Here is a 22,497-nt window from a genome sequence, read left to right on the forward strand (position 1 = left end):
CGCAGGAGGGCTGGGCTTCCATTTCCAGTGCGAGCTGCGAAGGCACACGGCCGATGAGTCGGATCCTCTCACAGGTCACCTGGGGGCCGAAGCGTCCGTCGACTGGGCCTGTTGCGAAAGTGGATCAAGAGGTGGGGTCGGCCTCGGAGGATGTCTGGTCTGGCCAGCCTCGTGACAGTGCGAGGCGGCCGGATCGGAGGGCCTCGCGTTGTTCGGCGACCCATTGCGTGACCTGGTCTGCGGAGTCCGTGATGGGCTGGTCCGTGGTGTCGATCAGGTGGGTGGACCATCGCCGGTCGTCGGCCGTCCACTCGGTCCAGTGTTGCCAGGCCATCTCCGGCCAGCTGTCGTTGATGATGACGTCGGGTCGGTATCGGGGGTCCCGCGCGTGCTTGCGGTGCCAGTCGGCCCATCCGAGAAAGGCGTCGACCGCCGGCGGGTCCCACCGGCCGGGGTCGCGGTGGGTGAGTCTCCGGCGCCGGATCTCGTCGGACACATCGACCAGGCATACCGCGATGCCGTCCAGCAGTGGTGCCGAAGGCACCGCCAGGACTTCCCCGAGCGGGGACTGGCCGGTCAGCAGGAGATCAAGCCCGCGGTCCTGGTACTCCAGCGCGCGACGCACCCACATCTCGGTCATGCGGTTGCGCCATTGACGGTCGGCGCCTTCCGGCACGCCGAGTTCGTCGAAGTCGTGCACGACGACCTTCTCAAGTCGTTCGCCCACGGCGTTGGCGAGCGTGGTCTTGCCCGAGCAGCTGGAGCCGGTCAGTTTGAGCAGCATCGTGCCAGGGTGGCAGGTGAGGCGGATCCTCCCCACGTGTTTTTTGGGGTTTCCTGCCGCAGACCGGACTGGTCAGAGCCATTCGTCGATGGCTGCGACCAGCACGGTCGCTTCGAAGCGGACGGCGGGTCTGCCGTACCTCGTAGCGACGGCCCGATGCCGCTTGAGCCGGTTGATTCCGCACTCGACCGCGTGTCGCTGTTTGTAGTCGTCCTTGTCGAACTTCGGAGGACGGCCGCCGCGCGATCCGCTCCCGAGCCGGTTGCGCACCCGGTCCACGGGGACCGGGATCGTTGCATTGATCCCGCGTCTGCGCGGGTAGGAGCGGTTGCTGTAGGAGTCGTACGCCTTGTCGGCCCGTACCCGGTCCGGCCGCGTGCGCGGCTCGCCGAGACCCAGCCGGGGCACCCGAATCGCTTCCAGCACTGGCTTGAACTGCGGTGAGTCGCCCCGCTGCCCGGCCGTGATCACCACTGACACCGGCTTCTGTCCCTGCTCGACGGCAAGATGGATCTTGGTGGTCAGCCCGCCGCAGGAGCGCCCGAGGCCGTGGTCGGCCGGCTCGACGGACACTCCGCCGGGCGGCTCCTTCTGGAGATCCCCCTATTCGCCGCCCCGGCGGCGTGCTGGTGGGCCCGGCAGACGGTGGAGTCGACGTTCACACGGCCCGTATCGCTCCGGCACATCACGCCATGGGGCGCCGGTCCGCGTCCGCCGCCGTATGCCGTCTATCAGCTGCCGCCGCCTCCACACCTGCGGACGACCCGGCTTGACGCCCTGCGGCAGCAACGGCTCAAGCCGGGCCCACTGGCCATTCGTCAGATCACCACGTCCCACAGCAAGTGATCGTCTACGAACAAGATCTACTTTCGCAACAGGCCCTAGGGCCTGTGTGATGTCGTGATCAGTCGGCGGCTTTGAGGAGGTCGTCGATCCAGATCATCGCGGCGCGGAGGTGGAGTCCGGCGAGGTAGCTGTCCGGGGTTTTGTCGTAGCGGGTGGCGATGCCTCGCCAGGCTTTCAGCTTGTTGATCAAACGCTCGACGGTGTTCCGTTGCTTGTAGAGGTCGGTGTCGTGGCTGAGGGGCCGGCCGCCTCCTGCGCCCTTCTTCTTGCGGTTGGCGGCCTGGTCCCGTTTCTCCGGGATGACGGCCTTGATCCCGCGTCTGCGCAGGTAGGCGCGGTTGCCGCGGGACGAGTACGCCTTATCCGCGGCGACCGCGGCGGGCCTCGTGCGGGGACGGCCGACCGGCAGGCGGACCCGCACTTTCTCGAGCACGGGGATGAATTGCGGGCTGTCCCCGGCCTGCCCTGCGGTCAACACCAGTGCGAGCGGACGACACCTGCGGTCCGCGGCGAGATGAATCTTGCTCGTGAGTCCGCCCCGGGACCTGCCGAGCAAGGCTTCCCTCAAACGGAGCCTACGTCTGCGCCGGATGCGCCGGCGTGCTTCCTGTCCGTTCTGTCCCTCCGTGCCGCCCCCTTTTGCCGTGCTGCCTCCTGCTCCTCCACGGCTTCTTCCAGGGCCTTCATGAGGTGCTTGCTGACGCGGAGCCCTGCGGCGTCGTGATGGGCGCGGACCGTGGTGGAGTCCACGCTGACCAGCGACAAGTCCGTCCTTCCCGCCCGGGCTGCCTCGGCGATCATGCCTTCCAGCAGGGCAGTGAAGACACCGGCGTCCCGCCAGACGCGGAAGCGTCCGTACACGGTGGCCCAGGGGCCGAACTCGACAGGCATCTCCCGCCACTGACCACTGGAACGGAACCGCCAGATCACACCCTCGAACTGCTCCCGCAGCCGCTCCGGGTACGGCCCGTACCTACCGATCGGCAGGTACGGCTCGATGAATTTCCACTGGGCATGGGTGAGTTGCCTGCGCGTCACCATCACAGTCCTACCGGATTCCACCCCGCGAAGAGGGCACAATCCAGCAGTTGATCACGACATCACACAGGCCCTAACCCCCAGCCCCGGAGCCGACCCGCTGCGGAGCAGCCGCGCCGCGCTTCCTACGATGCACGGCATGAAGACACTCCTCACCGCCGCCGAGGTGTCGGACGCCGGCCGGGTGGCGCGGCCCCTGGTCCTGGGCGCCGTCGTGCTGGCGGCATTGTGGTGGGGAACCCGGGGCTGGAGGCAGGGCTCGGCACACCGGCGGTGGACCGTGATCGCCGGCATGATGGCCGCGACCGTCGCGAGCGGTACGTGGGCGGTCGCGGAAGCCCGCCAAACCGGACCGGCCAAGCCCGAGCAGGCCGTCTCGCAGTATCCCCGGGTCCGGCCCGGACCGGCGCCCGAGTGGGCAGGCCGCCTCCGGCTGCTCACCGGTCCCGAAGCCAACCAGGCCGACGCCCAGTGGCCGCCGTTGATGCCGGGCGACCGCTGGTTCTACACCGCGACCCGTGAATCGGCACCGACCGCGGTCCTGTACGTACGCGCCGCGACCGCCGATCCCGTGTGGACGATCCAGCGGCTGATCCACACCGCCCAAACGCCGGGCGGAGAGAAAGGCCCCGAGCCGTTCGGCGAGAACGGGCCGGACGGCCGGATCTGGTGCGCCCGGGGCGAGGTCCCCCACGAAGGAGGCGACCCCGTACCCTCCGCCTACTGCTATTGGGGCGGCCAACTCTCCGAAGGCGCGGTCATCCTCCCCCACGAGACAGACCTCAACACGGCCGCCGCGACGACCCGCACCTTCCGCGCAGCCCTCGCTACCGGCAGCAAACCTCCCGCGCCTCAGGCATAGACCACACCGTGCACAGCACACCTCGCCAACCCGTCATGACGACTGCTCAGATTCACTGACCGCGACAGCCGGTGGCGGCGTTCCTCGTACGCGGGTCTCCCCTTGGCCGGCCGGAGCGGCAATGCCCCTCCCGGTCCGGCAGCGGATCGACGACCATCACGGGTGTCGTGTCTGCCGGGTGTTGTGGTGCTGCGCCCGCTCCGACCTTGGCTTATTCGTGGCCTGGGCTATTGCGGAGGGTGATCGCTTCGGGAATGATTCCCCGCCGTGACCATCTTCCTCGCCGTTGCACTCGGCGTGTTTCTCATCGTGCTTCTACGCTCCGTCACCCGTGGCGGTGTCGCCCGATGGATCGAAAAGCGCTTCGTGGCGTCCACTTACGGCCTGCCGCCTCGTGAGGCGCTCGACAGCCGGCGCGCCGGTCCCCCACCTCCGGCGCACCGAGTGCAGGAGAGGCAGGACATCGCCGACGCCGCGTGGCAAGGGGACTGGCGGACTGCCGACCGGTACGTCCGGGACGCGGGAGAAGACTGGGACGCGCGCTGGGACCGGCTGGAGCTCCTGCAGCACGTCGCCCGGAAGGACAGTTCCTGGCTCGATGCCTGGCGCGCCGCCGAGCCGGGCAACTGCGACGCGGCGACCCTTCATGCAAGCCTCATGGTTCACCGGGCCTGGGAGATCCGAGGCACCGCCTTCGCCCACGCGGTCCTGGACCAGGACATGGAGCGCTTCCGCGCCATGCTCCCGGCCGCGATCGAGGAGGCTCGCAAGGCCGCGCTGCTCGACCCCGCGAACCCGGGCCCCTGGGTCGTCATGGTCACCGCCGCCCGCGGAGCCCGGTACGGCCACAAGGAGTTCAAGTCCCTCTGGGAGGGCCTCGTCGCCCGCGCGCCCCACCACTACGAGGGGCATTGGCAGGCCCTCCAGTACTGGTGCGCCAAGTGGTTCGGCAGCAACCGGCGGATGATGCGATTCGCCCGCCAGGCGATCCGCAAGGCCCCGGCCGGCAGCCCTCTCGCCGGGATCTACCTGCACGCGCTGAGCGAACGCGACGGCCGCCCCTTCCCTCCCGGGCTGCCCGTCACTCCCATGGCGAGGAACCTGCTGAAGCGGACCGCCGCTTCGTTCGACCAGGTCGCGCCCGACGACGAGCGCCTGCCGGCCCTGCGCCACCTGCTGGCGCACTACATGCTCCGGTCGATGATGTACTCCCCCGCCCTGGAGCAGTTCCGCCGGATCGGCCCCTGGTGCGGTGCCGAACCCTGGCGCAGTGCGGGGAACCCGGTCACGGCGTTCGAAGCGGCTCGCGGCAAGGCCGTGAGGCTGTCCCGCGCACGTCCCACCCCGACGGCGCAGATCTACGGGATAGCCCGCTAGTGTGATGCGCCGGGAATCTCAGGGTTAAGTCTGTAGCCTGTTGCCATGTCGCCGGGTCCTCGTGCCATTGAAGTCCGCCTGTCCGATGAGGAACGTGCGGAGTTGTCGCGTTGGGCGAGTGGGGCGGTGGCGCCGCGGTTCGCGGAGCGGGCGCGCATCGTGCTGGCGTGTGCGGGCGGAGCGCCGAACGCGCGGGTGGCGGTGGAGGCCGGCGTGACCGCCGCGACGGTGAGGAAATGGCGTGGGAAATTCGCCGCTGAGGGGATGGCCGGGCTCGAGGATGCCGCGCGCATCGGTCGGCCGAAGGCCGATCTGGTTCTGAGTGAGGCCGAACGGGACCAGCTGATCCGGTGGGCCAGGCGCGCGAAGACCGCCCAGTACCTGGCGCTTCGCGCGAGGATCGTGCTTCGTTGCGCGGAAGGCGGGACGAACAAGCAGGCCGCGGCCGAACTTGGTGTCGACACCTCGACCGTGGATCGCTGGCGCGGTCGTTTCATCGCTGACCGTTTGGACGGTCTGGCCGATGAGCCCAGGCCGGGCCGGCCATCCTCGATTCTCCTCGGCCAGGTCGAGGACGTGATCGTGGCGACGCTGGAGTCCACTCCGGGCCGGGACACCCACTGGTCACGGGCCTCGATGGCTGCTCGCACGGGGCTGTCGAAATCGACGGTCGGCCGGATCTGGAAGCGGTTCGATCTCAAGCCGCACCTGCAGGATTCCTTCAAGCTGTCCACCGATCCGCAGTTTGTCGACAAGGTCGTCGACGTCGTCGGGCTCTACCACAATCCGCCGGAACGGGCGGTGGTGTTATGCGTGGATGAGAAGAGCCAGATCCAGGCTCTGGACCGCTCGCGGCCAAACACCCCCGCTTCCACGTCCACTTCACCCCCACAGGCTCGTCCTGGATCAACCAGGTCGAGCGGTGGTTCGGTCTCCTCACCGACAAACTCATCCGCCGCGGCGTCCACACCTCGGTGAAAGCACGGGAAGATGACATCCGGGCCTGGATCGAGACCTGGAACGAGGACCCGAAACCCTTCACCTGGACGAAGAGCGCCGACGAGATCCTCAAGTCCCTCGCCGACTACCTCACCAAAATCACCCCATCAGCCACCAACAACCAGCCGCAGACTTAACCCTGAGATTTCCGGCGCATCACACTAGTGCTGTGACCGGGAAGGTCTGCCGGGTTGCTCGTTGTGCCGGTCGGATGTGACGACTTCGACTGCCGGGGCCCTGGCATCGGCGGGGGACGCTGGTTCCGGGGCTTCGTCCGCGGACCGCACCGCCGCTGAGGCCGAGTGAGCGCATGGCTCGGTCGAGCCGGGGCCCGGGGCGCCGGACCCCGGCGGGCGGTGGGGTCCCGACGAGGGGTCAGCGTCTGCGGCGGCGGGCGAAGCGGGTGCGGTGTCCCGACCGGGCGGCGGCGGCCAGGGCGAGGGTCACGGTGATGTGCGCCCCTCCGAGCGGCCCGCGCGTGACGCGTACCGTACCGCCCGTCGCGGTCGCGGCCCGGCGCGCGATGTCGAGGCCCAGTCCTGTGGAGCCGGTGCTGCTTCCGCGGGACAGCGCCCGGTCCGGTTCCGGGATACCCGGTCCGCCGTCCTCGACGACCAGCTCCACGGCCTGGGCCGTGCGTACGACGGCGACGGCGAACGCGGTCCCCTCCGGGGTGTGGCGGAAGACGTTGCCGATGAGGGCGTCCACCACGGCGGCGACGTCGTCGTCCGAGAGGCCGACGGCCGTGGGCTCCTGGGTGATGTCCAGGGAGCACGAACGGTTCTGCTGCTCCGCGAGGACCGCCCAGAAGGCGGTCCGGCGCCGGACGACCTCGGCCGCCTCGCTGCGCGGGCCCGCGCCCGCCGCGGCACCGGTCCCGCGTCCCGGGGGGCGTTCCGTACCGAGCAGGCCCCGGGCCATGGGGCCGACGGCGAGCGGAGTGCGTGCCGCGGCGATGATCGCCTGCAGTTCGCTCTCCAGCTCGCAGACGGCCGCCTCGACCCTGGCCGACTCCGGCGTGCCCGCCATCCGTTCCGACGCCAGGTGGAGTGCGGTCAGCGGGGTGCGCAGCCGGTGCGAGAGGTCGGCGACGAGTTCGCGTTCGACGGCGAGCAGTTCGTTCATGCGCTGGGCCATCGCGTTGAACGCGACGCCCGCGTCACGCAGTTCCCGGGGACCCATGGGTTCGACACGGGCGTCCAGGTCCCCCAGCCCGAGCGCGCGCGAGGCCTGCGCGAGCCGCTTCGAGGAGCGGACGACCTTGGCCCCGAGCCGATCGGCGACCAGCACCGAGCCCGTGATCAGCCCCACGGCGAGGAAACACATCACGGCCCACGACTGCGCCACCCCCCGGGTGAGTTCCGCGTCGGGCACGAAGTTCTCGATGACGGCGACCTTGTCGCCCGGCAGCACCACCGGCTGCAGGCAGACCCACCCGCCGGGGACCTCCTGCGAGATCGACTCCCGCCCCCGCTGGGCCCGTTCGAGCAGTTCCGCGGGAGCCTTCGACCCTCCCAGAGAGGCCGCCCCCGGCAGGTGGACGACCAGGTGGTCCGCCGCGTCCAGGCCCGCCGCGGCCTCCCGCAGGGCGTCCGGATCCGTGGTCAGGGCGAGCACCGGCGCCAGGGCGGCGCCGCGTTGCTGTGCCGCCGTCACACCCTGTTCCTTGACCAGCGACATCACCAGGGCGGCCAGCGGTATGAGGAAGGACAGGGCGACCATGGAGGTCACGGCGAGGGCCACACCGGCCAGGGAGCGCCTCAACGCGGTGCCACCAGTTTGATGCCGACTCCGCGCACGGTCAGCAGGTAGCGCGGGGCGGCCGCCCGTTCGCCGAGCTTGCGGCGCAGGGAGGACAGGTGCACGTCGACGGTCTGATCGTCCACGTACGGCTCGCGCCACACCTCGGTCAGCAGACGGCGTTTCGAGACGACCTGGCCGGTGTGGTGCGCGAGGAACGCCAGCAGGTCGAACTCACGGCGGGTCAGGCGCAGCTCCTGTCCGGCCAGGTGCACGGTACGCGCTCCCGGGTCCACCGCCAGCTCGCCCACGACGGTGGGCCGCAGGGGCTCCCCGGCCTGCGCGGGCACCGCGCCGCGGGTGGCGCCGACGGAGGCGGGGGGCGCGCCGCCGGTGCGGCGCAGGACGGCGGAGAGGCGGGCGAGGAGCTGGCCCCCGGAGAAGGGTTTGACGAGGTAGTCGTCCGCGCCCGCGTTCAGGATGTTGATGATCTCGGACTCGTCGTCGCGGGCGGTGGCCACGAGCACCGGTACGGAGGAGATGCCTCGGATCATGCGCAGGGCATCGCCTCCGTCCAGGTCGGGCAGTCCGAGGTCGAGGACCACCGCGTCCACGGGCGCCTGCGTGACCTCGCGCAGCGCACCGAAGCCGTCGGCGGCGCTGCGCACGGCATACCCCTGCTCGGCCAGGACTTCTATCAGTGACTGGCGGATGCTGGGGTCGTCTTCCACGACCAGGACGCTCGGCATGCGGACACCTTAGAGGCTGGTTCCGGTGGTGGACGCGGTCAGGGCGTGACGAAGGCCGGACCCCCGTTGGTGACGCGGACCCGCACGGGGCGGTCCGACACCGGGATGGTGCAGCCGTCCCGCGTGCTGCAACTCGCGTAGCCGATCAGCACCGTCGCGCCGCCTCCGCTGCCGGACGCGCGGATGGGGAGGGTGGTGGTGACCGGTCCGTCGGGGTACACGGGAACCGGGGAGTCGACCCCCGGGACCCGGATCGGCCGCACGGGTTGCGCCGCCGTGAGCGGGCCTTCCGCCGCGAGGGCGCCGGTGACGGCCACCGCGGTCGGCCGGCCGACGCCCTCGACGCCGGTGGGTGGGAGGGCGGTGCTGTAGAGGTGGAATCCGGCGGCCTCGGGCGCGAAGACCGCGGTGAGGGTGCCGGTGCCCTTCGAGGGCTGCCAGGCGGAGACGGAGAGCGTGACGGTGACTCCGTTCTCGGAGAAACGTGCCGTGGGCGGGGGTCCGTCGGCCGCGGCTCCGGAAGCGGACGTGACGGCGGCGGTGCGGGCGGCCGCAGCGGTGGAGGGGGTGGAGGCTGAGGCGGCTCCGGTGTCGGAGCCGGAGCCGTCCGTCACCGTGCCGATCAGCAGCAGGGCCGCCGCCACCGACAGGCCGGCGCCGACCGGGAGGGCGGCGGCCGTGCGCACCGGCCTTCTCACGGGGCCCACTTGCGCAGGAAGGAGTCGATGCCGTCCGCCGTCAGGGCCGGGTTCCCCGTGACATGGGTGTCGACCCGTACGGTGCCGGATGGCGAGACGACCACCAGCACGGGCATCGTGTAGGTCCCGCCCGAGGGGCTGTACTTGTGCAGCAGCGCGGAGTTGGCGGAGTTGTTGGCGCCGATGTCGACCTTGACGAGGTGGTAGTCGTCCGCGAGGAGCCCCGAGGTCGTCGGCTGGGCGAACACCTTGTCGGCGGCCTTGCAGTTCCCGCACCAGTTGGCCCCGAAGTCGAGCAGGAGCATCCGGCCGTCGGACTTCGCCGAGCGCAGGGCCGCGTCGATCAGTGCGTGTGCGTCGGCCGAACCGTCGTAGCCGGGGCCGGGGACTCTGGCCGGGGCCGGCGCGGGGGTGGCGGAAGCAGGCTTGGCGCTGCCGGAACCAGAACTGGAACCGGACCCCGATCCGGAGCCGGTCGTACTGCTGCCGCCGTTGCCGGCGGTGCCGGATGACGAGCCGGCGGTGGCGGGCGCTGATGCCGGGACGGACGCGGAGGCGGATGCGGATGCGGATGGCGGAACCGAGGTGGTGGCCGACACCCCGGGGGACGCGCCCGGTGTCGTCCGGCCCGTGGAGAGCGCCGGCGCCGGCTCCCCGGCGCCGGCCGGCCGGGCGGACCCGACGGGGGTGGCGGAGGGCCCGCACGCGGTGGCCAGCCCGGCCACGACCACGGCGGCGGCGACCACCGGAAGGCGCCGGGCGAGGTACGGACGGGAGGGCGCCGTGCGGCGTCCGGAACGGACGGATCGGAGCATGCGAGAGCTCATGGCGAAGACCCCCAAGGCAGGTTCGGACGGCGGGACGGGCGCGGCGTGTCCCGGCTCGGTGAAACCGGGGCCGCCGCTGCACGGGGCTCGTCCCCCCGGTGCCTACGGCCGCTCGGCTGACGTGAGCATAGGGCCGGCGGGGGCCCGTGGAACCGGCTCGGCGCGATCTTGAGGTTGCCCTAAGGAACTGCTCACCTTCCGCTTCACCTCGACCCGGCCCGAGGGGGCACGAGGTCGCGAACCGGCCTGTACCGACGGGGCACCGAGCGGAACGGACCGGGCGGCCGGGCAGCCGGGCGGCCAGCCAGCCGGGCAGCCGGGTCGTCAGGCGGGCAGGCGGGCAAGCGGGCAAGCGGGCAAGCGGGCAGCCTGTCGTGCCGTCAGAAGGAACTCTCGTGGACGCTCGCCTTGGCCGACGGGTTGATCGTGGCAGTGATCACCGACCGGTGGTCGTCGCCGCTGAAGGTGACGGTGAGGGTGTCGTCGGAGGCCTGCGAGGTGGTCGTCCGGAAGCCCAGGCCGGGAACCGCGGAGATCAGGCACACGCCCCGGCTCCCGTACCGGACCGTGACCTTGCCGCCCTGTGAGGGGACGGTGTGCAGACCCGCCCCACCCTGTTCGCAGTCGACGCCCGACCGGGGCGCGCTGGTCCGGGGGGCCTCCGGGGAGGCCTTGGCGGGGGTGGGGCTGGGAGAGGGGGCCGCCGACGAGGGCCGCTGCACCACGGTCGGCGAGGGGCTGGTGGAGGCACTCGCGGTCGGGGAGGCCTGTTCGGGTCCGGGGCTGCCCGCCTGCCAGGCGGGGGGCGTGTCGATGACGACCGGGGCGGAACGCGCCACGGGGGGCTTGTGGCTGGTCGACCCGACCACGAACTGGACCGTGGCGAGCACGGCGGTCACGCTGGCGGCCGTGCACGACAGCCATATGAGCAGGTAGCGCGGAGTTCGGGGCACGGGCCCATAGTGGCCGACGGGAGCCGGTGGGCGTGAACCGGTGCCTCCGCCATCCTGGCACCGGTCACGCTCCGGGGCGCTCCGGGGCGCTCCGGGGCGCTCCGGGTGAACGCGGACGTCCCCCTGGCCGCCGGGCCAGGGGGACGTGGCCTTCCGCGGACCTGCGGGCAGGTGCGCGGGGGCCGCTTGTGGGGGGCTTGTGGAGAGCGGCGGGAGGGAGTTACCTCGCGGTGCCGAAGTCCTGGGTCCACCAGGGGCCGCCGTCGCCCTTGTGGACGCCGATTCCGATCTCCTTGAAGGAGCAGTTGAGGATGTTGGCGCGGTGGCCGGAGCTGTTCATCCAGGCCGACATGACGGCGGCGGCGTCGCTCTGTCCGCGGGCTATGTTCTCGCCGAGGCCGGACCACTTGTAGCCGGCCGCCTCCACCCGGCTCGTCATGGTGGACCCGTCGGGCCCGGTGTGCGACATGACGCCGCTACGGGCCATCGTGTCGCTGTACGCACGCGCAGCCGCGCTCAGCTTCGCGTTGGTCGTCAGGGGGCCGCAGCCGGCGGTGGCGCGCTCCTTGTTGACGAGGGCGAGCACGGCGGACTCGGCGTCCCCGTTGACCGTGCCGGAGCCCGATCCGGAACCAGAACCGGAGCCCGATCCGGAGCCGCCGGAGGAGCCGCCGGAGGAGCCGCCGGAGCCGGTGCCCTTCGTGGAGGTGGTGCCCTGGGCCGGCTTGCCGGGCCGGTCGACGCCCGAGGTGTCCGGCGCGCTGTCGGGCCGCGTGGCGTCGTCGTCGGGTGCGGCCGATCCGTTCGCGCCGGAGTCGGGCGCCCCGGACGGGCCGGCGCCGGCACTCGCAGACGCGCTCGCGCTCGGACTCGCGCTCGCACTCGCCGAGGCAGAGGCGGAGGCTCCGGCGCTCCCGGCCGGGGCCGTACCGGCGGTGTCCGTCGCCGCCTTCGACGACCCCGCGTCGGACGCGGCTCCGACTGCCTGCCGGTCCGTGCGGTCACCACCGCCCGAGTCGGCCACAGCGACCCCGACCGCCACCACCGCGGCGGCCGCGGTGACGGACAGGACGATGCGCGTACGCGTCGCCTTCTTCCGGCGGGCCTCGGTTCGGGACGGGGTCGCGGGGGTTCGGCTGCGGCTCATGCCGGTAACACCTCACTGGAGAGGGGACGGGAAGTACGGCCGAGCCTAGGCAGGTGACCAGGGCGCATTGCGCCGTGGAGGGGCTTCTTCAGGTTGCCCTAAGGAAGCCCGCAGGATCGACACAGGGACGATCGGGGACATTGCACCCAACTCCGGCCGCCCCCATCACGTTCACGGTGACGTCCGTCAGGTGCCCGCGGTACGGGGCCGTGGCTCGGCTGACCACGGGCGGTGGGGACCGGCAGGGTGGTGGGCGTACGCAGCACTCCGGGGAGCACATGTGACCGGTGACCGCACTGCCGGCCCAGAGCCGTGCCTGCCCGGGTGGCCTTCCTCTGGTCCGAGACCGGGGTGCCGTCACGACAGGCCCGGTGTCCTGGCTGCGGAAACTGCGTAGTTGCCGAGTTCGCGGTGCGGGTATCGTCCGGTCTCCCGACCCGCCGCACCGGCGGCCTACGTTCAGAGAGCGACGCAGATGACCGGCCGGCAAGCAACGACGACCCTGTGGCGCCCCACCGGCCCCAAGGAGCTGGATCTGGTTCGGGAGCTGAACTGGCGTGCCTGGCCGCCCCGCCTGCCCGAGCAGCCGATCTTCTACCCGGTCCTCAACGAGGACTACGCGGTCAGGATCGCGCGGGACTGGAACGTCAAGCACGACGGCGCCGGCTTCGTCACTCGTTTCGAGGTCGAGTCGGGGTTCTTGAGCCGGTATCCCGTCCAGCAGGCCGGCGGGCAGACGATCCTGGAGCTCTGGGTTCCGGCCGAGGAACTGGACGAGTTCAATGCCCACATCGTCGGCGAGATCCAGGTGGTCCACGAGTTCCGCTGAGGCGGGAAGGCCTGCTGACCGGGCATTCCGGCCGGGTGCGATGATCCCGGCGTGGCTGGTGTCGTCACCGTCGCAGGACCGTGCTGCGCCTGACCGGCGCTCCGAGGACACCGGTCGGGCGGGCGCCGGCACGGCCCGCGAGCGCGAGACCTACCGCGGCCGGCATCGGCCGCGGCTGCTCGGCCCGCTGACCGTGCCGGCGGGTCAGCACCGGTACCCGCTCCACGATGGCGGGTCGTCGGCCTCCCGCGGAGGGTGCGGCCGACCAGGGGGTCAGGCGGGGATGGTGGCTTCGGGGTGGGTGGCCAGGCGGGCCAGGGGTTCGGCCTCCCGAGGGTGGCGGGCCTTGACGTAGGCGATCTGGCGGCGCGGTACGCAGCCGCGCAGCAGTTTCGCCCGGTCCGAGCCGGTGGAGTAGTGGATGTGCGTGAGCCCCTCGGCCATCGCCGTCCGCAGCAGCTCGTAGTAGACGAGCCCGAAGTAGAGCGGCAGCCTGCCCTGTGCCTCGTAGTCGAACCCGGCCTGGCGGGCGTACATCTCGCCGCGGTGGGTGAAGGTGAGGGCGAACCCGGCCGGGTTCCCGTCGAGGTGCGCGGTGGTGACCCGGGCGGCCTCGCCGGCGTGGCGGGCGACGCTGTGCAGGACGGCGGTGAAGGCGTCCGCGTTCGCGGGGGTGCCGTACTTGGCGTAGAGGGCGAGCTCCAGGGGGGCGAGCTGCTCGATCAGGGCCGGGGTGAGCGGCTGCGTCCGGTAGGTGACCCCGGCCTCGTCCAGGGCGCGGAGTTCGCGCCTGATCTTCGTACGGCGTGACCGGTCGAAGCGGGCCAGGTAGCTGTCGAAGGAGCCGTCCTCCGGGACCGGCAGGGAGTACGCCGTCTGGCCCGGCAGTGCCGTGTACCCGCGTTCCGTGAGCACGCCCCGCAGCAGGTGGTCGTCCTCGTCTACGTACAGGAAGGACACCGCCCGCAGCCCGGCCTCCCGGGCCTCCTCCTCGGCCCGGTGCACCAGGGCCGTGAGGGTGGCGCGTCCGCCGTCGGGGGCGGGGGCGGTCCCGGCCTTGGTGTGGGAGGGGTTGCGGCCCCCGCACGCCAGGGCGGGCAGCAGCCCGGCGGCCCAGGGGGCCTCCTCGCCGGTCAGGGTGCGGTGGACGGTGTCCACGACCCTGGCCGGGCTGCAGAAGACGTACGGCGTGTCGTGGTCCAGCGGGTACGCGGGCAGGACGCCGGTGGCGGGTCCGTCGTCCTCGTGGGCCGTGAGGTAGTACGGGGCGCCGCCCGCGGTGGCCTCGGCGTGCCGCAGCCAGGGGGAGGCGGCGTAGAAGCCGCGGGGGCCGAGCAGGGCGTCCCACCGCTGCGGGTCGGTGTCGCGCAGGGCGCGGTGGACGCGCACGCGGGGCCCGGGTGCGGCGGTCACCGGCCGTCGCCCGTCGCGGGGGCGATGACGGGGGTGAGCTGGCCCAGGGCCGCCTCGGCGCGGCGGACCGCGTCGCCGGTGGTGTCGCCGACGGCCACGACGTAGCCGAGGAGGTCGAGGTTGCTCTCGGCGGGCCGTACCGGGTCGCCGGGGTGGACCTCGAGGTCGACGTCGACCACGCCGGGGACCCGGCGGGCCAGGTCGGCGCCGCCGATCCCGGTGAGCGTGCCGGCCTGGCGGGCGGAGAGGTAGCGGGAGGCGGCGGCGCGGTCGTGGGTGGTGGTGAGGTCGGCGGCGAGGCCGGCGTGCAGCCGGACGACCTCGCGCTGGAGGTAGAGGCCGGTCGCCTCGCGGATGAGCTGGGTGATCTCCGCGCCGGGCATGCGGCCGTTGACCTCGACGACGTACGGGCCCTTCTCCGTCATCTTCACCTCGACGTGTGCGGCGCCGAAGTCGTGGCCGACGGCCTCCAGTGCCCGGCGGGCCAGTTCGGTGCACTCGGCGCGGACGGGTTCCGAGAGCATCGAGGGGAAGGTGTCGCCCATCTCCACGAAGTGCGGGTGCGCGCCGAGGGCCTTGTCGGTGACGCCGAGGAACCGGCGCTCGCCGTCGGCCAGGACGGACTCGACGCTCACCTCGAAGCCGAGGAGGTACTCCTCCACGAGTGCTCCGGGGCGGCGGGGCTGGCCGCGGAAGTCGGTCGGGGAGGAGCTGATGTCCCGGTAGGCGGCGCCGACCTCCTCCGGCGTCCGGCACAGGGTGACGCCGATGCTGGCGGATTCGGTCATGGGCTTGACCACGACCGGGTAACCGAACCGTTCGGCGGCGGCCAGCGCGTCTTCTTCGGCGGTGGCCTGGTGGAAGCCGGGCACGGCGACGCCCGCCCGCTCGCAGGCCTGGCGCATCAGCAGCTTGTCCCGGCAGTTGCGGGCGGCCTGCGGGGACAGGCCGGGCAGGCCGAAGTGCGCGGCGACTTCGGCGACGATCGGGATGTTGTAGTCGGTGACGGTCATCACGCCGCGCAGCAGGCCCTGTTCGTGGAAGGGCAGGAGGGCGGCGACGACGGCGTCGGCCGAGTTGGTGTCGGTGCGCACGATCTCGTCCACGTGCCGGGAGAAGATCTCCTCGGCGATCCCGACCACCCGGTAGCGGTCCGGGTCGTTGCTCACCAGGACGGTGTGGAAGCCTAGCTCATGGGCCGCGCGCAGCGGGGTGAGGCCGAAGTTGGACAGCTGGCTCTCGACGACGGCGATCACGCCGGGTGCGGTGTTCATGTCTGGTTTCCTCCAGGGTCGGGGGTCGGGGCCGGGGTGGGGTCCGCCTCGGCGGCGGGGGTGGGGGACGGGACCGGGGACACGGCCCGGGTGATGGCCCGGCGGGCGGCCAGGCTCAGCAGGAGGGCGGCCAGGGTGAAGGCGGCGGGCATGCACAGCGCCGCGCCGGGGCCGGCCCGGTCCGCGACCAGGCCCGTGAGGGCGGAGCCGGCCGCACCGCCGAGGGCGATGAAGCTGCCGACGCCCGCGAAGGCCTGGGTGGCCCGGCCCTGCGCGGTCATCTCCCCGATGAGCTGGAACTCCTCGGCGCCGGCCGGGGCCATGGGGAGCCCGCTGAGCACGAGCAGGACCCCGAGCAGTACCAGTGCCCCGCCCGCCGGGAGGCCGGGCGCGAGGGCGCGTACGGCGGGCAGGGCCGCCAGCGCCAGGGTCAGCACGATCAGCAGGCGGAGGTAGCGCCCGTACGTCGTGCCCCCGAAGGTGCGCGCGCCGTAGAGGAGGCCGCCGACCACGCTGCCCGCCGACTGGAGGGCGACGAGGGTGCCGGCGAGTTCGGGTGCCGAGCCCTGGTCCTGCAGGGAGGCGGTGACCGCGACCACGAGTCCGCTGGACAGTGCCGCCGTCAGGGCGATCGCCACGAGGACGGCGGTGGCGGCGGCCCGGACGGGTGCCGGTTCCGGTTCCGCCTGCGTCGGGTCCGCGGCGTCGGGGGTCGTCGCGGTCCGGCCCGCGCGCCCCCGTACGGCGGGTGCCTGCCCGTACACGAGGCCTCCGGCGCCCAGCAGGACGGCGGTCACCAGCAGTGCGCCGCGGGCACCGGTGAGGGTGGCGAGGACGGTGACGGCGGTCGGGCCGAGGATGAAGAGCAGTTCGCTGAGCGTGGCCTCGAAGGAGTAGGCCCGCTGCCTCAGGGCCGCGTCCTCGGTGAGGGACGGCCACAGGGCTCGCATCGACGCCCCGACGGGGGCCGTGGCCAGCCCGGCCGCGCAGGCTGTGGGCACCACTGCGGCCGGGGTGCCGGCCGCGGTCAGGGCGGCCGCCGCCAGGGCGAGGCCCGCGAGGGGGCCGGAGACCCGCAGGACGCGGCTCGGGCCGGCCCGGTCCATCAGCCGGCCGGTGAAGGGTCCCCCGACCGCGCTGCCGACGGCGTAGGCCGCGCCGGCGGCGGCCCCGGCCGCGAGGGAGCGTCCGGACTGGACGCAGGCGAGCAGCAGGGCGATGGGGACCATGGTCCCGGCCAGGCGCGCGAGCGCGGCGGGCACCGCCGCCGCGCTCGCGCCCGGAAGCCTCAGGAGCTCCAGGTAGGCCTTGACCATTACGGGGTACCGGGCGTCGGGGCCGGGCCGGCCGGGTCGGCCAGGGCGAAGACGTCCGTGCCGGTCTCGGCCCGCCAGACCAGCTGTTCGGCGTCCCCGTCGACCGCGACGACGGCGGCCCGGGTCCGTATGAAATTGTTGCTGCGGCCGAGCGAGTAGGCGCCCGTGTCGTGCAGGCACAGGAGGTCCCCGGCCCGTACGTCGTCGGGCAGCTCCGTGGCGGCGGCGTGCACGTCGTTCTCGTAGCACAGCGGTCCGGCCACCGACCAGGTGCTGTTCGCGGCCGAGTACTGCCTGCCGATCGGGGTGAGGCGGTGGACCTCGCCGGTGCCGCTCCACGGGGTGACGTGGTTGCCTGCGTCGAGGATCAGCCAGCGGGCTTCGGGGAGTTCCTTGCGCGACATCACCCGCGTGACCATGGCCATGACGTCCGAGACCAGCCAGCGGCCGGGCTCGCAGGCGAGTGCCACCCCGTCGAGGCCGCGCAGCCGCATCCGTTCGTCCAGTTCCGGCAGCAGCCGGGCGATGTCGAGGAAGGGCTCCTCCTCCGGGAAGGGGTCCTCCCCGCGCAGGGCTGCCAGCGCGCTCTGCGGGCCGGTGCGGGGGCGCCGGATGCCGGGTACGCCGAACCCGCCGCCGATGTTGACCTCGGTGAGGCCGAACCGGGCGTGCAGCTTCGCGGCTTCGTCCAGGACCCGGTCCAGTGCCGTCAGCATCAGGTCCTCATGGACGATCTGGCTGCTGAGGTGGGCGTGGACGGCCCGCAGGGCCAGGTGCGGGGACGCTTCGATCCGGTCCACCAGGGCGGCGAGCTGCGGTGATCCGGCGGGCCAGCCGAAGCGGGTGCGGGCGGCGGCGCGTTCGGCCTGGGCCCGGTAGCTGGGGTCGGCGGAGGTGGAGACGGGCAGGCCCGGGGAAATCCGGATGCCGACCTCGATGGGGCGCCCGGTGCGGGCGGCGACGGCCTCCAGCGCGTCGATCTCCTGCTCGCCGTCGATGTTGACGCGTACGCCGTGCCGTACGGCGGCGGCCAGTTCGTCGTCCGTCTTCACGGGGCCGTTGAACACCATCGCGGCGGGGTCGAAGCCGGCGGCCAGCGCGGCCTCCATCTCGTACCCGGAGACGACGTCCGCGCCGAGGCCGTGGGTGGCGAGCCGCCTCATGAGGTAGGGCAGGTAGTTGGTCTTCACCGAGTAGTAGGCGCGGGCGGGCCTGCCGAGCCCGCCGAGCACCTCCAGCAGGTGGGCGGTGGCGCGGTCCAGGCGTCCGGCGTCGAGGACGTGCACGGGGGTGCCGTGGCGCTGCGCGACGTCGGCCAGCCGTGCGGGGTCCCAGCCGGGTCCCGTGCCGGGGTCCGTGTTCGTCTTCTTGTCCGTTTCCGTGTCCGTGTTGTTCGTGTCCGTGTTCGTGTCCGGCCGGGGACGGCTCATGCGGACGCCTCCGTCCGCGCGGCGTGGACGGACTCGCCGGTGAGCAGGCGGAAGCCGGCGTCGATGTGGTCGCGGGTGGCGAGGTCTGCGTAGCGGCGGTGCCATCGGCCCGAGGCGAGGTCGTCGCGCAGGCGGGTGACGCCCCGGTCGACGGCCTGCTCGTCGGTGAGGGCGAAGGCGGAGCAGGCGCGGCGCGTGGCGGGGTCGAGGTAGGCCTCGGGTCGGCGCCAGAAGGCGGTCATGAATCCGTCGGTGAAGTCGTGCCAGACGGGGAGTTCCGCCACGTCGCAGGGGCCGAGGAGCTTGGTGAGGCGTTCGAGGGAGGGCACGCGGGAGCACTCCGCCTCGGCGATCTCCGGGACGTAGTCGCGGGTGAACCAGAAGTTCCGCTGCACGTTCATGTCGTAGGTGACGAGGGAGAAGCGGCGGGCGACGCGCTGGAGTTCGGCGATCCCGGCTTCCAGGTCCGTCCAGTGGTGGACGGTGAGGACGGCCATGACGGCGTCGAAGCTCTGGTCGTCGAAGGGCAGCCGTTCGGCGCTCGCGACGACGCACGGCGCCGCGAGCGGGCCGCGCTGGGCCCGCATGCGCAGGGACGGTTCGACCGCGACGAGCGTGCGGCCCTCGGGCTCGTAGGCACCGGTTCCGGCGCCGAGGTTGAGCACCGTGCGGGCGTCGCCGAGCGAGGCCTCGATCTGCGCGGCCCAGCGGTGGTCGGGGCGGCGTACGGAGGAGTAGCCGACGCCGATCCGGTCGTAGACGGGGGCGTGGCCCGCGGGTGCGGCGGTGCCGGCGGACGTGGCCGGCGCGGTGGGGGGCAGGGTTCGGGACATCGTGCTCAGACCTCCCTGCTCGCGCGGACCTCGGCCTCGTACTCCTCGCCGTAGCGCCGGTTGTCCCAGGTGTTCACCGCGACGAGCCACACGTCGCGGTGGCCGCCCTCGTCGGTGAGGTGCTCGATGTCGGTGACGTGGTGGAACATCAGGCGGTCGTCGAAGGCGATGGCCTGGCCGTCCTGGAGGGTGGTGCGGAAGAAGGGCTCGCCGCCGCCGAGGGGCATGAGCTGGGTCTCGCCGCCGGAGATGTTGTGGCGGCGGGTGACGGCGACGATGCCGTACTGGTGGCCGTCCCGGTGCGGTCCCTCCGGTGCGGCGACGCCGTCGACCTCGGGGGTGGAGACGACGCGGCACTGGTGGATGTTCAGCTGCCAGGCGGTGTTCTTGTCGAGGCCCAGCGCTTCGGCGCCGGCCGCGATGAGCGGGGTGGGATCGGTGGTCAGCGGTTCCAGCGTGCGCATCTGGCCGCCGACGAGGTCGTTGTACTGGCGCGGCTGCGCGAAGTGACGGTGCGGCAGCAGTTCCAGCTTCCACTGGTCTTCGTGGACCAGGCGGAACTGGGAGAAGCGCCGGTACCTCTGCGTCGAGCCGGTGTACGGGTCGAGCGGCAGCTTCTCGAACTCGGCCAGGCTGTGCTCGTCCAGCGGCGGCGTGTCTATGACCGCGTAGCCCTTGTCGCCCAGACTCATGTCAACCCCCAACGTCAGGAGCCCGGAAGTGTGTTCTCCGGGCTTCGAAGCAACGCTGTGCAGGCTAGGCAGGTGTACGACACACCGACAAGATCATGATCTTGGCATGAACGCCGGTGGAACTAGACAACTTGTCGGGTGGACAAGCCGCATACCAAGCGGTATGGGAGGGTCGCGCGACAGCGGGCACCCGGACGTGGCCACGGGGCAGTCGTGGCCTGAATGATACCAGCCTTCATGGCTGAAATCCGACGACCATTCAGGTGTCCGGACAGCGCGGGGTGTTGCGGTTGGCCCGTACGGTGGCCTTCGGGTCGGTGAGGGACGCGGCGCGGGTGGGGAGGATGCCAACAGAAACCGAGCAGCCTTAACGGACGACCACCTCCAGCACCAACCCGTACAGCCGCCCGGAGCAGTCAACAACCACCGCACACGAACGCGGTCACCCGCCGACAACCGGCCGCTGGGGCAGGTCAAGGTGACGCAGGAGCCGTGCAGGCGGTGAGGAGTGCCCTGGCGCGGTTCCGGAGGGCTTCGTCCTGGCGGATGATGCGATCTTCGACTCCCGAGCGGATCACCCGGGCGTCGCCGTCGGCGAGATCGGCGAGTCGGCGCACGTGGTCGCTGGTCAATGCGTCGGGGCCGAGTGCTTCCAGGGCGTCGCAGGCGCTCGTCGGATCGGCGTCCGATTCGGCCGACCGCAAGGCGGCCTCAGCGAGCGAGGTGCGGTCCAGCGAGGCGGGTTCGGCTACGGCCGTGAGGGCCAGCACTGCGGCCGGCGCCTGTGCCGGATCGCCGAGGGCGGATTCCAGGCGAGCGACGAGCGGCCGTCCCGCGGGGCCGAGGAGGGCGGTCGCGCGGGCGGCCCGCACCACCGACCACCGGGACCAGGGGTTCTGTTCGGCGCGCGCGAAGACCGAGTCCAGAACGGCGACCACCCGGTCCGCGTCCCCCGCGACACGCCACAAAGCCTCAGCGAGGGCCGTGTCCGTATCCAGCGCGGGCGTGGTGTCGGAGGTCGAGCCGTCGAGCACCTCGCGGAGGGCAGGCACGAGCGCCGCTGCCCGGGGACCGAGCGCAGCCGCCGTCGTGGTGGCCTCCCTGAGCTGGTTGGCGCCACGTCGGAGGTCCTGTTCGAGGCAGTGCAGGAGCGGCGCGATCTCGCCGTCGAGGTCGTACAGGGCCTTCGCCGCGGGGAGGACTCCCTGCTCGGCCGTCACCGCCCGCAACGAGGCGGCGGCCCGGTTGCGGTCCGTCGGGGTGCAATGGGCGGCGAGGGAAGCAATGGCTCGGGCGGCCTGGCCGGGAAAGTGTGGGAGCGCCGCGCACAGCTCGGGCAACGCCGGCGCTGCCGCGGCACCCCACCCCGCCAGCAGGTTCGTCAGCTGCGAGGGTTCGTTGCCGCTCAGGACCTCGGGCTGGGTGAGGCGGTGGCGGACCGCGTCGAGGAGTTCTCCGTCGTACGGGAAGGCGGAGTCCCCCGCGCTGCGGAACCCGGCGGCGGCGTCGAGGGCCCGGGGGCGCCGCCCGAGTCCGGCGGCCAGGAGCGGGGCCGACTGTGCGGGCGCGACGAGTACGAGCGCGGCCAGGGCCCGGTCCGCATGGTCGTCGTCGTGGTGCGGGTTCCGTCGGGCGAGGGGGGCGAGGATCTCCGCGGCTGGTGCGGCGACGCTGCCCAACCGGCCCAGGAGGGACGACACGGCAAGCACCGACTCCTCGTCGACGGCCGCCGCTCGCAGGTTCCACACCAGTCGCCGCGGGGCGCTGCGAGAGAGCGTGCAGACGCGGTCGGCCGCCCAGAGGCCTTCGGCCCGCACCTCGGCCCGATCGTCGTGCAGGGCCGCGTCGATCAGTGCGAACGCCGCCTTGCGCTCCTTGCGGCGGTCCCGGCCCAGGAGTGCCTCGATGACGGCGGCCAGCGGCTCACCGCGTTCGAGGTCGAGATCGGAGCGCAGGGGGTCGGCCGGCAGAAGGGACAGCATCGTCGTGTGCATGGGCTCCGTCCACGGAGCGCCGGCGTCAAGGGAGGCGAAGAGGGCGGCCATGCGCACCTCGGCGGGCTGGGACGGGTCCAGGACGGCGGCGGCTGCCGCCGCTCCGCCCTGCGGGTCGAGCCGGGTGATCCCGGCCAGGACCTCCGCGCGGGCGGCGGATTCGGGTTCCTGGTCCCAGCGGGCGCGGAGCGCGGGGAGCGCGGTCTCGGACTCGCGGGTGTGGGACACCACCCAGGCCGCGGTCCGGCGGACCTCCGGCTCCGCAGAGGCCAACAGGGGCAGCAGCAACGGGAGCTGGTCGGCGACGGCCGCCCGGACCGCGCCCGGTACCACGCGGTACTCGTCGTCGCTCTCGGCCATGCCGCCCAGCAACGCCAGGACGTCCACCGTGCGGTGGCCGGCCGCCGCGATTTCGGCCAGGAACGGCACCGCCTCCGCGCTGGCGGCGTAGACCGTCCCCTGGTGCAGGAGGCTCCCGTACAGCTCGGACAGGGCCTCCTCCGCCGCGTCCGCGTCGGTGCCGGTCAGAGCCCGCAGCAGAGGGGGAACGTCCTCCGCACTGCCGTAGGCGTGGGAGAGGGAAGACCATGGCCGGGCGTCCAGGCCGTCGAGCGCGCGTGCGAGATCCATGCGCAGCATCGTGCCAGCCGTCTCTGACAAGACCTGGCCACCCGGGCCACCGGGGCCAACCAGGTA

General features: G+C 72.5%; 17 protein-coding genes and 3 pseudogenes. 4 read left to right on the plus strand and 16 right to left on the minus strand.

The window, feature by feature from the left end; all coding sequences use genetic code 11:
- Positions 1-124 precede the first annotated feature (124 nt).
- The 3 genes and pseudogenes from OG295_RS37530 to OG295_RS37540 all read right to left on the minus strand — a co-directional run bounded on the left by OG295_RS37530 (position 125) and on the right by OG295_RS37540 (position 2,668).
- The gene (locus tag OG295_RS37530; RefSeq protein ID WP_371681457.1) at positions 125-784 is read right to left on the minus strand and encodes a hypothetical protein; all 660 of its coding nucleotides are present in this window, start codon (positions 782-784) and stop codon (positions 125-127) included.
- 72 nt (positions 785-856) lie between these two features.
- Positions 857-1,621: pseudogene (locus OG295_RS37535) on the minus strand (IS5 family transposase).
- A 67-nt stretch (positions 1,622-1,688) separates the two neighbouring features.
- Positions 1,689-2,668: pseudogene (locus OG295_RS37540) on the minus strand (IS5 family transposase).
- 139 nt (positions 2,669-2,807) lie between these two features.
- On the opposite strand from OG295_RS37540, the gene OG295_RS37545 reads away from it, so the two are divergent.
- From OG295_RS37545 to OG295_RS37555, 3 genes and pseudogenes are all read left to right on the plus strand, one after another.
- The gene (locus OG295_RS37545; RefSeq protein WP_331737914.1) at positions 2,808-3,530 is read left to right on the plus strand and encodes a hypothetical protein; all 723 of its coding nucleotides are present in this window, start codon (positions 2,808-2,810) and stop codon (positions 3,528-3,530) included.
- Positions 3,531-3,974: 444 nt separating this feature from the next.
- Positions 3,975-4,907 (plus strand): hypothetical protein, encoded by a 933-nt coding sequence (locus OG295_RS37550; RefSeq protein ID WP_371681458.1) that lies wholly within the window; start codon positions 3,975-3,977, stop codon positions 4,905-4,907.
- A 159-nt stretch (positions 4,908-5,066) separates the two neighbouring features.
- A pseudogene (locus tag OG295_RS37555) lies at positions 5,067-6,043 on the plus strand (IS630 family transposase).
- 238 nt (positions 6,044-6,281) lie between these two features.
- Here OG295_RS37555 and OG295_RS37560 read toward each other — a convergent pair.
- The 6 genes from OG295_RS37560 to OG295_RS37585 form a co-directional block, all read right to left on the minus strand.
- Positions 6,282-7,670: a HAMP domain-containing sensor histidine kinase gene (locus OG295_RS37560; RefSeq protein WP_331737919.1), complete on the minus strand. Its 1,389-nt coding sequence runs from the start codon at positions 7,668-7,670 to the stop codon at positions 6,282-6,284.
- Positions 7,667-8,395 carry a response regulator transcription factor gene (locus tag OG295_RS37565; RefSeq protein WP_266846343.1) on the minus strand — a complete coding sequence of 243 codons (729 nt, stop codon included), beginning with the start codon at positions 8,393-8,395 and terminating at the stop codon, positions 7,667-7,669. Before OG295_RS37565 ends, OG295_RS37560 begins: the two co-directional genes overlap by 4 nt.
- A gap of 38 nt (positions 8,396-8,433) precedes the next feature.
- On the minus strand, positions 8,434-9,081 hold the full coding sequence (locus tag OG295_RS37570; protein WP_266846344.1) for a hypothetical protein: 648 nt from the start codon (positions 9,079-9,081) through the stop codon (positions 8,434-8,436).
- 8 nt (positions 9,082-9,089) lie between these two features.
- Complete coding sequence (locus tag OG295_RS37575) at positions 9,090-9,908, minus strand: thioredoxin family protein (RefSeq protein WP_331737927.1); 819 nt, start codon at positions 9,906-9,908, stop codon at positions 9,090-9,092.
- Positions 9,909-10,300: 392 nt separating this feature from the next.
- The gene (locus OG295_RS37580; RefSeq protein WP_331737930.1) at positions 10,301-10,873 is read right to left on the minus strand and encodes a hypothetical protein; all 573 of its coding nucleotides are present in this window, start codon (positions 10,871-10,873) and stop codon (positions 10,301-10,303) included.
- 220 nt (positions 10,874-11,093) lie between these two features.
- A complete protein-coding gene (locus tag OG295_RS37585) occupies positions 11,094-12,020 on the minus strand; it encodes a CAP domain-containing protein (protein ID WP_331737933.1) in 927 nt (308 codons plus the stop codon).
- Between the two features lie 475 nt (positions 12,021-12,495).
- Between OG295_RS37585 and OG295_RS37590 the strand changes: the two genes are divergently transcribed.
- On the plus strand, positions 12,496-12,849 hold the full coding sequence (locus tag OG295_RS37590; RefSeq protein WP_331737936.1) for a hypothetical protein: 354 nt from the start codon (positions 12,496-12,498) through the stop codon (positions 12,847-12,849).
- A 273-nt stretch (positions 12,850-13,122) separates the two neighbouring features.
- On the opposite strand, the gene OG295_RS37595 is transcribed toward OG295_RS37590, so the two are convergent.
- From OG295_RS37595 to OG295_RS37625, 7 genes are all read right to left on the minus strand, one after another.
- Positions 13,123-14,262, minus strand: coding sequence for a GNAT family N-acetyltransferase (locus tag OG295_RS37595; RefSeq protein WP_331737937.1), 1,140 nt, complete (start codon positions 14,260-14,262; stop codon positions 13,123-13,125).
- Positions 14,259-15,536, minus strand: a complete 1,278-nt coding sequence (locus OG295_RS37600) for an ATP-grasp domain-containing protein (RefSeq protein ID WP_331737939.1) — start codon at positions 15,534-15,536, stop codon at positions 14,259-14,261. Before OG295_RS37600 ends, OG295_RS37595 begins: the two co-directional genes overlap by 4 nt.
- On the minus strand, positions 15,533-16,852 hold the full coding sequence (locus OG295_RS37605; RefSeq protein WP_331737941.1) for an MFS transporter: 1,320 nt from the start codon (positions 16,850-16,852) through the stop codon (positions 15,533-15,535). The genes OG295_RS37600 and OG295_RS37605 overlap by 4 nt, the downstream gene beginning before the upstream one ends.
- A complete protein-coding gene (locus OG295_RS37610; protein WP_331737945.1) occupies positions 16,852-18,282 on the minus strand; it encodes an alanine racemase in 1,431 nt (476 codons plus the stop codon). Before OG295_RS37610 ends, OG295_RS37605 begins: the two co-directional genes overlap by 1 nt.
- On the minus strand, positions 18,279-19,115 hold the full coding sequence (locus OG295_RS37615) for a methyltransferase domain-containing protein (protein WP_331737948.1): 837 nt from the start codon (positions 19,113-19,115) through the stop codon (positions 18,279-18,281). Before OG295_RS37615 ends, OG295_RS37610 begins: the two co-directional genes overlap by 4 nt.
- 5 nt (positions 19,116-19,120) lie before the next feature.
- Entirely contained in the window at positions 19,121-19,807 is a 687-nt protein-coding gene (locus OG295_RS37620; protein WP_331737949.1) for a 2OG-Fe dioxygenase family protein, read from the minus strand.
- Positions 19,808-20,280: 473 nt separating this feature from the next.
- Positions 20,281-22,431: a hypothetical protein gene (locus OG295_RS37625; RefSeq protein WP_331737950.1), complete on the minus strand. Its 2,151-nt coding sequence runs from the start codon at positions 22,429-22,431 to the stop codon at positions 20,281-20,283.
- Positions 22,432-22,497 lie beyond the last annotated feature (66 nt).

The organism is Streptomyces sp. NBC_01276 (genome assembly GCF_041435355.1).
In the GTDB taxonomy this organism is placed as follows: Bacteria; Actinomycetota; Actinomycetes; order Streptomycetales; family Streptomycetaceae; genus Streptomyces.

What these genes read in the sequence shown, in the direction of transcription:
- OG295_RS37615 (WP_331737948.1), bottom strand. Translation starts at nt 19,115, where the DNA reads ATGTCCCGAACCCTGCCCCCCACCGCGCCGGCCACGTCCGCCGGCACC.
- OG295_RS37585 (WP_331737933.1), bottom strand. Translation starts at nt 12,020, where the DNA reads ATGAGCCGCAGCCGAACCCCCGCGACCCCGTCCCGAACCGAGGCCCGC.
- OG295_RS37530 (WP_371681457.1), bottom strand. Translation starts at nt 784, where the DNA reads ATGCTGCTCAAACTGACCGGCTCCAGCTGCTCGGGCAAGACCACGCTC.
- OG295_RS37565 (WP_266846343.1), bottom strand. Translation starts at nt 8,395, where the DNA reads ATGCCGAGCGTCCTGGTCGTGGAAGACGACCCCAGCATCCGCCAGTCA.
- OG295_RS37575 (WP_331737927.1), bottom strand. Translation starts at nt 9,908, where the DNA reads ATGCTCCGATCCGTCCGTTCCGGACGCCGCACGGCGCCCTCCCGTCCG.
- OG295_RS37545 (WP_331737914.1), top strand. Translation starts at nt 2,808, where the DNA reads ATGAAGACACTCCTCACCGCCGCCGAGGTGTCGGACGCCGGCCGGGTG.
- OG295_RS37610 (WP_331737945.1), bottom strand. Translation starts at nt 18,282, where the DNA reads ATGAGCCGTCCCCGGCCGGACACGAACACGGACACGAACAACACGGAC.
- OG295_RS37625 (WP_331737950.1), bottom strand. Translation starts at nt 22,431, where the DNA reads ATGGATCTCGCACGCGCGCTCGACGGCCTGGACGCCCGGCCATGGTCT.
- OG295_RS37600 (WP_331737939.1), bottom strand. Translation starts at nt 15,536, where the DNA reads ATGAACACCGCACCCGGCGTGATCGCCGTCGTCGAGAGCCAGCTGTCC.
- OG295_RS37605 (WP_331737941.1), bottom strand. Translation starts at nt 16,852, where the DNA reads ATGGTCAAGGCCTACCTGGAGCTCCTGAGGCTTCCGGGCGCGAGCGCG.
- OG295_RS37620 (WP_331737949.1), bottom strand. Translation starts at nt 19,807, where the DNA reads ATGAGTCTGGGCGACAAGGGCTACGCGGTCATAGACACGCCGCCGCTG.
- OG295_RS37590 (WP_331737936.1), top strand. Translation starts at nt 12,496, where the DNA reads ATGACCGGCCGGCAAGCAACGACGACCCTGTGGCGCCCCACCGGCCCC.